This window comes from Arthrobacter sp. 9MFCol3.1 (assembly GCF_000620385.1).
Classification (GTDB): Bacteria; Actinomycetota; Actinomycetes; order Actinomycetales; family Micrococcaceae; genus Arthrobacter.
Genome location: NZ_JIBJ01000009.1, coordinates 99,620 through 111,927, shown reverse-complemented (window position 1 = coordinate 111,927; position 12,308 = coordinate 99,620). Strand labels below are relative to the sequence as shown.

At 67.9% G+C, this 12,308-nt stretch carries 12 protein-coding genes; 2 read left to right on the top strand and 10 right to left on the bottom strand.

Annotated features, from left to right (window positions below):
• Positions 1-140 precede the first annotated feature (140 nt).
• Positions 141-755, top strand: coding sequence for a class I SAM-dependent methyltransferase (locus tag C560_RS0111535; protein WP_026538323.1), 615 nt, complete (start codon positions 141-143; stop codon positions 753-755).
• On the opposite strand, the gene dapF is transcribed toward C560_RS0111535, so the two are convergent.
• The 6 genes from dapF to C560_RS0111505 all read right to left on the bottom strand — a co-directional run bounded on the left by dapF (position 736) and on the right by C560_RS0111505 (position 6,638).
• Positions 736-1,689, bottom strand: coding sequence for a diaminopimelate epimerase (dapF, locus tag C560_RS0111530; RefSeq protein ID WP_026538322.1), 954 nt, complete (start codon positions 1,687-1,689; stop codon positions 736-738). The genes C560_RS0111535 and dapF overlap by 20 nt on opposite strands.
• A 51-nt stretch (positions 1,690-1,740) precedes the next feature.
• Positions 1,741-2,676: a tRNA (adenosine(37)-N6)-dimethylallyltransferase MiaA gene (miaA, locus tag C560_RS0111525; protein WP_026538321.1), complete on the bottom strand. Its 936-nt coding sequence runs from the start codon at positions 2,674-2,676 to the stop codon at positions 1,741-1,743.
• 127 nt (positions 2,677-2,803) lie between these two features.
• On the bottom strand, positions 2,804-4,426 hold the full coding sequence (gene miaB, locus C560_RS0111520; protein ID WP_442853159.1) for a tRNA (N6-isopentenyl adenosine(37)-C2)-methylthiotransferase MiaB: 1,623 nt from the start codon (positions 4,424-4,426) through the stop codon (positions 2,804-2,806).
• Between the two features lie 67 nt (positions 4,427-4,493).
• The gene (locus C560_RS21665) at positions 4,494-4,979 is read right to left on the bottom strand and encodes a regulatory protein RecX (protein WP_043423008.1); all 486 of its coding nucleotides are present in this window, start codon (positions 4,977-4,979) and stop codon (positions 4,494-4,496) included.
• Between the two features lie 136 nt (positions 4,980-5,115).
• The gene (gene recA, locus C560_RS0111510) at positions 5,116-6,168 is read right to left on the bottom strand and encodes a recombinase RecA (protein ID WP_018774457.1); all 1,053 of its coding nucleotides are present in this window, start codon (positions 6,166-6,168) and stop codon (positions 5,116-5,118) included.
• Positions 6,169-6,401: 233 nt separating this feature from the next.
• Positions 6,402-6,638, bottom strand: a complete 237-nt coding sequence (locus C560_RS0111505; RefSeq protein WP_026538318.1) for a DUF3046 domain-containing protein — start codon at positions 6,636-6,638, stop codon at positions 6,402-6,404.
• Positions 6,639-6,679: 41 nt separating this feature from the next.
• On the opposite strand from C560_RS0111505, the gene C560_RS0111500 reads away from it, so the two are divergent.
• The gene (locus C560_RS0111500; RefSeq protein ID WP_026538317.1) at positions 6,680-7,189 is read left to right on the top strand and encodes a MarR family winged helix-turn-helix transcriptional regulator; all 510 of its coding nucleotides are present in this window, start codon (positions 6,680-6,682) and stop codon (positions 7,187-7,189) included.
• 99 nt (positions 7,190-7,288) lie between these two features.
• Here C560_RS0111500 and C560_RS0111495 read toward each other — a convergent pair whose 3' ends face one another.
• From C560_RS0111495 to C560_RS0111480, 4 genes are all read right to left on the bottom strand, one after another.
• On the bottom strand, positions 7,289-7,741 hold the full coding sequence (locus C560_RS0111495; protein ID WP_026538316.1) for a helix-turn-helix domain-containing protein: 453 nt from the start codon (positions 7,739-7,741) through the stop codon (positions 7,289-7,291).
• 139 nt (positions 7,742-7,880) lie between these two features.
• Positions 7,881-8,435 carry a CinA family protein gene (locus C560_RS0111490; RefSeq protein ID WP_081801686.1) on the bottom strand — a complete coding sequence of 185 codons (555 nt, stop codon included), beginning with the start codon at positions 8,433-8,435 and terminating at the stop codon, positions 7,881-7,883.
• Positions 8,432-9,070 carry a CDP-diacylglycerol--glycerol-3-phosphate 3-phosphatidyltransferase gene (gene pgsA, locus C560_RS0111485; protein WP_018774462.1) on the bottom strand — a complete coding sequence of 213 codons (639 nt, stop codon included), beginning with the start codon at positions 9,068-9,070 and terminating at the stop codon, positions 8,432-8,434. The genes C560_RS0111490 and pgsA overlap by 4 nt, the downstream gene beginning before the upstream one ends.
• Before the next feature lie 21 nt (positions 9,071-9,091).
• Entirely contained in the window at positions 9,092-12,070 is a 2,979-nt protein-coding gene (locus C560_RS0111480; RefSeq protein WP_026538314.1) for an FtsK/SpoIIIE family DNA translocase, read from the bottom strand.
• Between the last annotated feature and the right edge of the window lie 238 nt (positions 12,071-12,308).

Genomic DNA, 12,308 nt, shown 5'->3' with positions numbered 1-12,308 from the left:
GGGGACGGGCTGTCGCTCCTAGGAGAGACCAGGCCCGTGCCGGCTACTTGGAGATCAAGATCATGTTTCGTAGCGTAGCAGACGCCGGCGCTCCCGCCCGGTTTCCCATACGGGCTGGCCGCGAACTAATCTGGCCCATTATGGAGTCTGCACACTATTTCAGCGCCCAGCCGGCCGGGCCGTTCACCCGCAAGCCGCTCACCGTGGATCTTGCCGGTGAGACGCGCCGGCTGCAGACGTCCTCGGGGATCTTCAGCCCGGACGGGATCGACAAGGGGACGGCGGTGCTGCTCGCCGACGTCCCGGCGCCGTCGCCGCAGGGCAACCTGCTGGATATCGGCTGCGGCTGGGGACCGATCGCCCTGACTATGGCCCTGCGGGCACCGCACGCACAGGTCTACGCGGTGGACGTGAACGAACGTTGCGTGACCTTGACCAACCAAAACGCCGGCCTGTTGGGGCTGAACAACGTAACCGCCAGCACGCCGGACGCCGTCGACCCCGAACTGCGCTTTGACACCATCTGGTCCAACCCGCCGATCAGGATCGGCAAGGATGAGCTTCACGCCCTCCTGCGCCTGTGGATTCCCAGGCTGGCGCCGGGCGGATCGGCCTGGCTCGTGGTCCAGAAAAACCTCGGCTCGGACTCGCTGCAGCGCTGGCTCTCGGCGGAGCTCGACTCCAGCTTCAGCGTGACCCGGGAGAGCACGTCGAAGTCGTTCCGGATCCTTCGAATCAGGAAAGCGTCCCGCTAGCGACGATCACGGCCGGGCCGCTGAGCTCGACGTGCTCGTGCCCCTCCGGGCCCAGGAAGAATTTCACGCCGACGACGCCGCCGGGGACGTGGACGTTCCACGCGTCCGGTGCGCCCTGGCCGGCCCAGTGGCGAATCGCGACGGCGGCAGCGCAGGCGCCCGTGCCGCATGACTGGGTCTCCCCCACCCCGCGCTCGTGGACCCGCATGGTGATGGTGCCGGTGCCGTCGTGGACCAGTGGTTCGGACGGCACAACGAATTCGACGTTGGTGCCGTGCGGCGGCGTCGGGTCCACCCGGGGGGCCGTGAACAGCTGCGTGGCTTCCAGTTCGGCCGTTTCGGCGAGGGCCACGACGGTGTGCGGGTTGCCCATGCTGACGGAGAGGGCGGGGCGCGCGACTTCGAGCCCGTCTGCGCTGACGAGCGAATCCATTGCCCGCGCCGTCGCCTCGCCCGGGAAAATGAACTCCCAGGGGCCCATGTCCACGGCGTAGCCCGAAGCTGTCCGGACGATCGTCTTGGCACCGCCCCGGGTTCCAATGACGAGGGATTCGCCGGCCGGCAGGTCCACGAGGCCTTCGGCGATGAGGAAGTGCACAAAGACGCGGACTCCGTTGCCGCACATCTCAGAGAGCGAGCCGTCGCCGTTGCGGTAGTCCATGAACCACTCGGCGTCGGGGTGCGCGGTCAGCAAATCCTGTCCCTCGGGCAGGAGCCGGGAAGGCACGGCGCGGATCAGGCCGTCGCCGCCGATGCCGCGGTGCCGGTCGCAGAGCGCCGCGACGTGCTCCGGGCTGAGCTCGAGCGCGCCGTTGGGGTCTGCGATCAGGACAAAGTCGTTGCCCGTTCCGTGGCCTTTGGAAAACTTCAGACCGCTCAGGGGTGCGGTATCGCCGGCAGTACGGTCAGCGGCTACGGCTTGGGATTCGTCCATGCTCCAAGGTTACCGTTCCGCCCTGACCGCTCCGGTACCGTGACCCACGCGCTACGCCGGAGGCGGAACCGGCGTCGCCCGGCAGAGGCCGGCGGCCTCGGCCACCAGATCGGGATCGTTCCAGCCCAGCCACGTGATCCGGGGATCCGCACGGAACCAGGTCAGCTGCCGGCGCGCGAACTGCCGGGTGGCGATGATGGTGTCGTCCGCGGCCTGCTCCAGGCTGGAGGCACCGTCGAGCACCCGGAGGAACTGGGCGTAGCCGAGGGCCCGTGGCGCGGTCCGGCCGTTGCGGAGTCCAGCGGCGTCCAGCCGGCGGACTTCGTCCAGTAGCCCCTGGTCGACCATTGCGTGGACCCGGTCGGCGAGGCGCTGCCGGAGCAGTTCCCGGTCCACCTCGAGTCCGATCTGGACGGCAGGCTGGAAGTATTCGCGGGCCGGCATGAAGGAGCTGAATGGCCGTCCGGTGAGCTCGAAAACTTCCAGGGCTCGGATGATCCTGCGGTCGTCGCCGAGCCTGCCCGCGGACACGGGGTCCACTGCTTCCAGCCGTTCCCGCAGGGGCGCGGATCCCGCGGTGGCCAGTTCCGCCTCAAGCCGGCCGCGGATCTCCGGATCCGTGCCGGGGAACTCGAGGACATCGAGGGCGGCGCGGACGTAGAGTCCGGAGCCGCCGGCCAGGATGGCCCGCTTGCCCCGCCCGTGGATGTCGGCGATCAACGCGCGGGCCTGCTGCTGGAAGTCCGAGACGCTCGCTTCCTCGGTCACGTCCAGAATGTCCAGCAGGTGGTGCGGCACACCGCGGCGCTCGGCCTCGGTGATCTTGGCAGTGCCGATATCCATGCCACGGTAGAACTGCATCGAGTCGGCGTTGATGACTTCACCGTCGAGCTCGAGGGCGAGGGAGACTGCCAGGTCTGATTTGCCGGACCCCGTCGGCCCGACGACGGCGATCACCGGCGGCGCAACCGGCGGCGCCCCCGGCACCGCCGTATTTTGGGCTGTGTCCCGCCGGGCAGTGTCCTGCCGGGCTGTGTCCTCGGCTGGTGTGGCCTCGACTGGTGTGGCCTGGGCTGCCGCGTCGTGCGCGGCACCCTGCGGGCCGGGCACGGCGCTAACGGCCGCGGACCGGGAGGCTGGGCATACCCAGCGACACGCCGGACGTGCCCTGCGCGTTGGTCCTGCCCGCGGGGCTAATCTTGCCCGCCGGGCCAGCGCCGCAGGAATCTGCCTGCGAACGGTCCCAGGCGTCACCGGCACGGGACCGGCGCAGGCTGTAGTCCTCGGCCGAGGCAGGGTCCGAGACGAGGTGGAACGCCGCCGCCTCCGTGATGGTGACGGTCACGAGATCGCCGGGCCGGGGCACTTCGGCTCCTGCGGGCACGGAGAAGTGCACCAGCCGCTGGTCCTGGGACCGGCCGGAGAGGCGGTGGGTTTCCCCAGCCTTACGGCCCGACTGGGCGGTCACCATGACTTCGACGCGGCGGCCGAGCTGCCGGGCGTTTTCCTCTGCGGCAATCCGGTCCTGCAGGGCCGTGAGGCGCTCAAAGCGTTCCTGGACGACTGCCTTGGGCAGCTGGTCCGGCAGGTCTGCGGCGGGCGTGCCTGGCCGCTTCGAGTACTGGAAGGTGAAGGCGGTGGCGAACCGGGACTTCTCCACGACGTCGAGGGTGGCCTGGAAGTCCTCCTCGGTCTCGCCGGGGAACCCGACGATGATGTCCGTGGAGATGGCGGCGTGCGGGATCTTCTCGCGGACCTTGTCCAGGATGCCGAGGAACTTGGTTGAGCGGTAGGACCGCTTCATGTCCTTGAGGACCTTGTCCGAGCCGGACTGCAGCGGCATGTGCAGCTGCGGCATGACGTTGGGCGTCTCGGCCATGGCGTCGATGACGTCGTCGGTGAAGGCGGCCGGGTGCGGGCTGGTGAACCGGACCCGCTCCAGGCCCGGGATGTCGCCGCACGCACGCAGCAGCTTGGAGAACGCCTGCCGGTCGCCGAATTCGACGCCGTAGGAGTTCACATTCTGGCCCAGCAGTGTTACCTCGATGGCGCCGTCATCCACGAGCGCCTGGATTTCGGCCAGGATCTCGCCGGGGCGGCGGTCCTTTTCCTTGCCCCGCAGGGCCGGGACGATGCAGAAGGTGCAGGTGTTGTTGCAGCCCACAGAGATCGATACCCAGCCTGAGTAGACGGAGTCCCGCTTGGTGGGGAGGGTGGAGGGGAAGACGTCCAGCGATTCGAGGATCTCCAGCTGGGCCTCATTGTTGTGGCGGGCCCGGTCCAGCAGCGCCGGCAGGGCACCGACGTTGTGGGTGCCGAACACGGCGTCCACCCACGGGGCCTTCGTGAGGATGGTCTCCCGGTCCTTTTGCGCGAGACAGCCGCCGACGGCGATCTGCATTCCGGGGTTGGCTGCCTTGACCGGGGCGAGGATGCCGAGGTTGCCGTACAGCTTGTTGTCGGCGTTCTCCCGGACCGCGCAGGTGTTGAAGACCACGACGTCGGCCAGCTCGCCGGCGGAAGGGACGTAGCCTGCGGCTTCCAGCATGCCTGCCATCCGCTCGGAATCGTGCACGTTCATCTGGCAACCGAAAGTGCGCACCTGGTAGGTGCGGGGCTGGGCCGGGGCGGGACTTTCCGGTGCGGAAACGGCGTCTGCGCTGGTTGCTGGCTGCACCGCCGGTGGCGCTGTTGGAGAAGTCGTGCCGGCTGCTGGGGAAGGAATGGTAAAACTCACCTGTTAAGGGTAACGGGTAAGGATAGCGGGCCGCGGCTGGGCCCGCGCAGACCCCGGCCCGGCGGCCCTAGTCCCCGTCCCCTGCATGGCCGGCGGCGGCATCGAGCACCTCGCCCACCACCCGGAAGGCGAGCGACGGCTGGTATCCCTTGCGGGCCAGCATTGAGGCGAGGCGGCGCGTCACCTTGTCGCGTTCGGCACGGTCTTCGCCGCCGGTGAATCCCCGCAGCTTTCTCTCCACGAGCTCCCTGGCGGCCGTTTCCTCGTCGGCGTCGCTGAGCTGATCCAGTGCACCGGCAGCAGTCTCCGGGTCGATGCCCTTGTCCGCAAGTTCGCGCCGCAAGGCCCCCTTGGCGAGCTTGCGGGTCTGGGACCTGCTGCGGACCCACATGTCGGCGAACTCGGCGTCGTCAACCAGCCGCACTTCCTCGAAGCGGTCCAGCACGGCCTCCGCGACATCCTCGGGGACGTTGCGTTCGGCCAGTTTGCGCGCGAGCTGCAGCCGGCTCTTGGGCGAATTCGTCAGCTGCCGCAGCACGATGGCACGCGCCACGGCCGCGGGATCCGCGTCCCGGTCTTGTTCGGCCGGCGCACCCGCGCCACGGGCGCTGTCCGCGGGCTGGTCGGGGCCGACAAAGCCGGGGGCAGGATTCCGTGATGGAAATCCTGCCCCCTTGCGCCGCCGGCTGTTAGAAGCCGTCAACGGCCTTCAGCTTCGGTGATTCCTCGGTCTCGGCCGGGGCCTTGACGCCGACACCGAGCTTTTCCTTGATCAGGCGCTCGAGTTCGGCCGCCAGCTCCGGGTTGTCGCGCAGGAAGCGGCGGGAGTTCTCCATGCCCTGGCCCAGCTGGTCGCCATCGTAGGTGAACCAGGAGCCCGACTTTTTGATCAGGCCGTGCTCGACACCCATGTCGATGATGCCGCCCTCACGGGAAATGCCCTGGCCGTAGATGATGTCGAACTCGGCGATCTTGAAGGGCGGGGCCATCTTGTTCTTGACGATCTTTGCCTTGGTGCGGTTGCCGACGGAATCGGCGCCCTCTTTCAGGGTCTGGATGCGGCGGACGTCGATGCGGATGGAGGCGTAGAACTTCAGCGCCTTACCACCGGTGGTGGTTTCCGGGGAACCGAAGAAGACACCGATCTTTTCACGCAGCTGGTTGATGAAGATGGCCGTGGTCTTCGTCTGGCTCAGGCGGCCGGTGATCTTACGGAGGGCCTGGCTCATCAGGCGGGCCTGCAGGCCCACGTGACTGTCGCCCATGTCGCCTTCGATTTCCGCGCGGGGAACGAGGGCGGCCACGGAGTCGATGACGATGACGTCAAGGGAGCCGGAACCGATGAGCATGTCCATGATTTCCAGTGCCTGCTCGCCGGTGTCCGGCTGGGAGACCAAGAGCGCGTCGGTGTCGACGCCCAGCTTGGCGGCGTATTCCGGATCGAGGGCGTGCTCGGCGTCGATGAAGGCGGCAATGCCACCCTGGCGCTGGGCGTTGGCAACGGCGTGCAGCGCGACCGTGGTCTTACCGGATGATTCCGGACCGTAGATTTCCACGACGCGGCCGCGGGGCAGGCCGCCAATTCCCAGGGCGACGTCCAGTGCGATTGAGCCGGTCGGGATGACTTCGATGGGCGCACGGACTTCATCGCCGAGGCGCATGACCGAGCCTTTGCCGAACTGCTTGTCAATCTGGGCAAGCGCTGCGTCGAGCGCCTTCTGGCGATCCGGGGCTGCGGCCATGATTCACACCTCTAATACTTTCTCGCTGTGGAGTGGCCGTGGAGGCCTTTGTCTGTCATCACTGACGCTACTGGCACCCTCCGACAAAGTTGTCGAGGGAACCACTTATGTGGAAAACGGTCTGAAAAAAAGCATATCGCTATCCGAACAGATATTCGAACAATCGGGCGGCGTGTCAGGCGCCGACGGGCCCGGCCGGCGTCAACGGGGCTCAGCCGGCATCAGCGCAGGCGTCAGCGGGGCCCGGTGCTGTCACGGGGTTTGACGTCCCGGCCCAGGCGGCGCTCCGGCGGGACGTCCTGGACGTCGCACAGGGCAAGCCACACCTGGCGGGGCGCAACGCCGGCGCTGAGGGCCTGGTCCGCGGTGCGGCCTCCAACCCCTGCCAGGACCAGCGAACTGCTCAGGACGCGGGAGTATCCCGCGCCGAACTCGTCGTCCATAAGCCGCCAAAAGTCACTGATTCGCACGAGTAAAGTCTCTCACGGCCCGGGACTCTAGAATGGTTGCCATGAGCAACCCAACTGAGCCCGCGGGAGATGCCGCTCCCGATCCCGCCGGCGCGGACGCCGCCCTGGACGCCGTCGAGAACCAGCTGAGCCTGCTCTGGCGCCGGGGCCGGTCGATTTCCCATCAGCTCTCGCGCCAGGTCCATCCGGACATGGAACCCGCCGCCTACGGGCTGCTCAGCGTGATCCGCAAGCAGGGCCCCATCCGGCTGACCGATCTCGCCTCCTGCATCGGAGTCGGCAAGCCTTCGGTGAGCCGGCAGATCGCCTTCCTCGAGGGCCTCGGGCTGGTGTCCAAGGAGGCGGACCCCCTGGACGGCCGGGCGCAGGCCATCCGGCTGACGCCCGAAGGCGAGGAAAGGATGCACCAGGTCCAGGACGCCCGGCGTGAGGTGTTTCGGGAACGCCTGGCGGAATGGCCCGCCGAGGATCTGCAGGCGCTGGCCATGTACATGGCCAAGCTCAATGCCACTTACGAAAGAGATGGGTTCCCCCGGGACGAGCCCGCCTGACTCCCCCGGCGGGAATCCAGGTCCCCGGAACACGTCAGAGGACCTCCGGCCGGGGCCGGAGGTCCTCTTTTGCGTCTTAGGTCTTAAGTGAGTTGGGGGTTAGCGTGCTCCGGAGAGGAGGCCCTTGGCCAGCTCGTCGGTGAGGTCGGAGTTGAGCTCCCGGTCGAGGTCGCGGCCGTAGCGCTGCGCGAACTCTTGGGGAACGGTATCCGGAACTGCGACGCCTTCTGCGACTGCGACGCGGTCGCTGACTTCGCGGAGCATGCTCGAAAGCGGAACATCGAGGGCCGAGCAGATCGAGGAGAGCAACTCCGAGGAGGCTTCCTTCTGGCCGCGTTCCACTTCGCTCAGGTAGCCCAGGGAAACACGGGCACTGTGCGAGACTTCGCGGAGCGTACGGCCCTGGCGCTGGCGGACGTCGCGCAGGACATCACCGATTTCGTGACGTAGTACAACCATCTTGCGCTCCTTCTGTTCGCTCTTGGCCTGATCGGCGAGGCCCACATCCTTCCAGCGGACAACGCCGTTTACGGATACGGGCTGCTTTACCATCTGTATCGCCTTGCTCCTCGTACTGTCGAGTCCGCCGGTGGGGGCGGACTCTGCTGATGATTTCATCCTAGGCGCCTCCCTCATTTGGAAGCGACACAATGTAACAACTATTCGGAATCAACTTTTGTTCCCGGCAACTTTACGCCCGGTAGCCTTCGGAAGATAGGGCCTCCAGCAGACGCTCCAGCGCGGCACCGCACGCGAGGGCGCGGATCTCGGCGCGGCTGCCCTCAAAGGAATAGGGGTACGACGTCGATCCTTCCGCCGTGGCGATGCCGATAAAGACCGTGCCGACCGCCTTGCCGTCGTGCGGTTCGGGCCCGGCCACGCCGGTGGTGGACACGCCGATGTCGGCGCCGCAGATGCGGCGCGCGCCGTCGGCCATGGCTGAGGCTACGTCGCCGTCCACGGAGCCGACGGCGTCGAGCAGCTCAGCGGGGACGCCCAGGACGTCGGCCTTGACCTTGTTGGCGTAGGACACCACGCCGCCCTGCAGCATCCCGGAGGCGCCGGGCGTGTCGGCCAGCACGGCGGTGACCATCCCGGCGGTGAGGGATTCGGCGGTGGCGGCGGTCATGCCGCGGCCGAGGGCGCCGGTGACGGCCTGCTCCGCCAGACGGTGCAGGTTGGGGTGCAGGTTGGGGTGCAGGTTGGGATGCAGTTGGGGATGAGGAGCGGGGTCCGGCTGGTTCATGGCTTGTTCTCCCTTGAACGTTGTTTCTCTGCCCTGATGCCGGCGGCCCGCAGCTTAAGCGCTTCGATGACGTATTCGCCGCCGGTCCACAGGGTGATGACCAGGGCAGCCATCATCACGACGAACGCCACAACGCCCAGCCACGGGGCGAGGGACGCCAGCGGAAGCACGTAGAGGAAGATGGCCACCGTCTGCACCACGGTCTTGAGCTTGCCGCCGCGCGAGGCCGGGATGACGCCGTAGCGGATCACGAAGAAGCGCAGCGCGGTGATGCCCCACTCCCGGACCAGGATCAGGATCGTGACCCACCACGGCAGTTCCTGGAGCAACGAGAGCATGACCAGCGCGGAACCGATCAGGAGCTTGTCGGCGATCGGGTCAGCAATCTTGCCGAAGTCGGTGACGAGGCCGCGGGACCGGGCGATGTCGCCGTCGAGCTTGTCCGTGTAGATGGCCACCGCGAAGACGAAGGCGGCCGCCCAGCGCCAGACGCCGTTCTGGGCCTGCAGTCCCGGCGCGTCGAGGAGGAGGAACCACACGAAGAACGGCACCAGCACTATCCGCAGCATCGTGAGGACATTCGGCAGGTTCCAGATCCGCGAGGCGGATCCGGCGTTGGCTTCGGCGCTATTCACCTTCCTAGGCTACCGTCTGCGCTACCGCCCGGTGAGCGACCAGGCGTCCTCCGAGCCGTCCTCGTCGCTGGAACCGCCGTCGGCGCCGTCGTGGTAGTCGATCGCCTGGGTGCGGTTCTCCAGGTCGGCCGCCACGAGGTCCTCGGCGTAACCGCCCTGGGCGATGTTCGCGTTGGCGTTATCGCTCAGTGCCGCGGTCTGCGAGTCGGCGGACACCGGACCGTCCTGCCCCTTCATCGCGGCCAGCACGGCGGCGAGGTCATCGGGCTTGACCAGCACGTCGCGCGCCTTGGAACCTTCGGAGGGCCCCACCACTCCCCTGGACTCGAGCAGGTCCATGAGGCGGCCGGCCTTCGCGAAACCGACACGGAGCTTGCGCTGGAGCATCGAGGTGGAGCCGAACTGGGTGGTGACCACGAGCTCGGTTGCCTGGAGCAGGACCTCAAGATCGTCCCCAATGTCGTCGTCGATCTGCTTCTTCTGCGCCTCGGGCGCGACGTCGTCCCGGTAGACGGCCTTGAGCTGGCCCTTGACGTGCTCGACGACCTTGTGGATTTCGGATTCGGTGACCCAGGCACCCTGGACACGCATCGCCTTGGACGCCCCCATCGGCAGGAACAGGGCATCGCCCTGGCCGATGAGTTTTTCGGCGCCCGGCTGGTCCAGGACCACGCGGGAGTCGGTGACGGAGGACGTGGCGAAGGCCATGCGGGAGGGCACATTGGCCTTGATCAGGCCGGTCACGACGTCGACCGACGGGCGCTGGGTGGCCAGGACCAGGTGGATGCCGGCCGCACGGGCCAGCTGCGTGATGCGGACGATCGAGTCTTCGACGTCGCGCGGGGCCACCATCATGAGGTCGGCGAGTTCGTCCACGATCACCAGCAGGTACGGGTACGGCTTGATGACGCGCTTGGAACCCTCGGGCGGGTGGACCTTGCCGGCCCGGACGGCCTTGTTGAAGTCATCGATGTGCTTGAAGCCGTAATTGGCGAGGTCGTCGTAGCGGGCGTCCATTTCCCGGACCACCCACTGCAGGGCCTCTGCCGCCTTCTTCGGGTTCGTGATGATCGGGGTGATGAGGTGCGGGACGCCCTCGTAGGCCGTGAGTTCCACGCGCTTGGGGTCCACCATGACCATCCGGACCTCGTCCGGGGTGGCCCGCATCAGGATCGAGGTGATCATCGAGTTCACGAACGAGGACTTGCCGGCACCGGTGGCACCGGCCACGAGCAAGTGCGGCATCTTGGCCAGGTTGGCCACGACGTACCCGCCCTCGACGTCCTTGCCGACCCCCATGACCATGGGGTGGTCGGTGCGGCGGGCGTTCTGGCTGCGGAGCACGTCACCCAGGGACACGGTTTCGCGGTCCGTGTTGGGGATTTCGATGCCGATGGCCGACTTGCCCGGGATGGGGCTCAGGATGCGCACATCCGAGCTGGCAACGGCATAGGAGATGTTCTTAGATAGGGCGGTGACCCGCTCCACCTTGGTGCCCGGGGACAGCTCGATTTCGTAGCGGGTCACGGTGGGGCCTCGGCTGAAGCCGGTGACCTGCGCCTCCACGTTGAACTGGTTGAGGGTCTCGGTGAGCGAGGCGACAATCGCGTCGTTGGCCTCGGTGCGTTCCTTGGGGATGGAACCGGGTGTCAGCACGTCCGACGCCGGCAGCGTGTAGGTGACGTCGCCGGCCAGGGAGAGCTGTTCGGTGCGCTGCGGAATCGGGGTGGGCAGCGGTGCCGGCGCGACCGGGTTGGAGGGGACCTTGGCGGCCGCGGCTGCGGCGGCATTGAGCGATCCCGCGGCCACCATCCCCGGAGTGACCAGCGGGATGGCCTCGGTGGCGTCGCCGCTGGACTCCGCCGCAGCGCCGGCGGATCCTGCCGAGCCGAGCCCCTGGGCGGCCTTGATCTTTTCGACGGCGATCTCGGCCTGGGTGGGACGGCGGACGCCGGGCGCCACATCGGGCGCGGCATCGGCCGCGGCGCCAGGGCGCGCCTTGCCCTTCGTGCCCTTCGCCGGACGCGCGTCGGCAGCTTCCTCGTCGGCGATGAGGGCGCGCTCGAAGGCCTCGTCGCCGACGTAGCCTTCCAGGCCGGACTCGTCGTCGTGGTCCTTGCCGAAGAGGCGCTTGCGCTTCTTCCTGGCCGGGGCCGGTGCGTCGTTCTCGTACAGGTAGCTGCGGTCGTGGCGGTCGGCGTCTTCGTCGTCCTGCAGGTCGATGCCCATCAGGTGCTCGTAGGCGTCGCGCAGGCGGCCGGGGATGGCCCCGAAAGGCGTGGCGGTGACAATCAGCAGCGAGGTGAAGGCCAGCAGGCCGTAGACCGCGACGGGGACGGCGGTGTGCACGGCGGCCAGTGGGGCCGCGGCGAGGTAGCCGAGCATGCCGCCGGCCCGGCGCAGGCCGTCAAAGCCGTCGGCGACGGTCGGCTGGCCGCCAATGATGTGGGCCAGCCCGGAACCGGCGAACGTCATGATGAGGAAGCCGATGCCGATCCGGTTGTTGCCGCGGCCGTCGTCGGGCTGGCGGAACAGGCGGAAGGCGCACACGAACAGCATGAGCGGCAGCAGCAGGGCCATCCAGCCGAATGTGCCGTTGACGATTGCAAAGATGAGATCGGGGAGCCAGCCTTGGAATCCCCACCACGCGAAGGTGGCGACGAAGACTCCCAGGGCCAGATTGAACAGGGCGGCGCCATCGCGGCGGTCCTCGGGAGCGAGGTCGCTGACGTCGTGGCCGACCCGGCGGATGCCGGCGCCGATCACGTGGGCGACGCCCAGCCAGGCTCCGGCCAGCACCCGCACCACCCAGGGCTGGTGCGGCTCTACAACGGCCAGCTGCCGGGTCCGGGCGGTGGCTGTTGTTCTACCTGCGGTGCCGCCTGCGGTGCCCCGCGGCCGGGCGGATTTGGATGCGGCGGGACTGGACCCCCGGCCGGGAGAACTGCCTGATTTGCCGCTTGAGTTTCCTCTAGGCGCGGAAGAAGTACGAGTCGCCATACCCGCCACGGTACCGGATGCCGGGCCGAAAACCCCGAATTTCCGGGCGTCCGGGATCATGTTGCCGCCGGACCCAACGGGAACGGCCTCCCCCGCCTCCCGCGGCGCTCAGGCTGCGGGATGGCCGGGAAGGCCGTTGACCAGGCCTGCGCCGGGTACGGGTGGGGGGCTTACGCCCGGTGAACCATCTGAGGCTTACGCCCCGGCGAACCACCTGAGGCTTACGCCCCGGCGAACC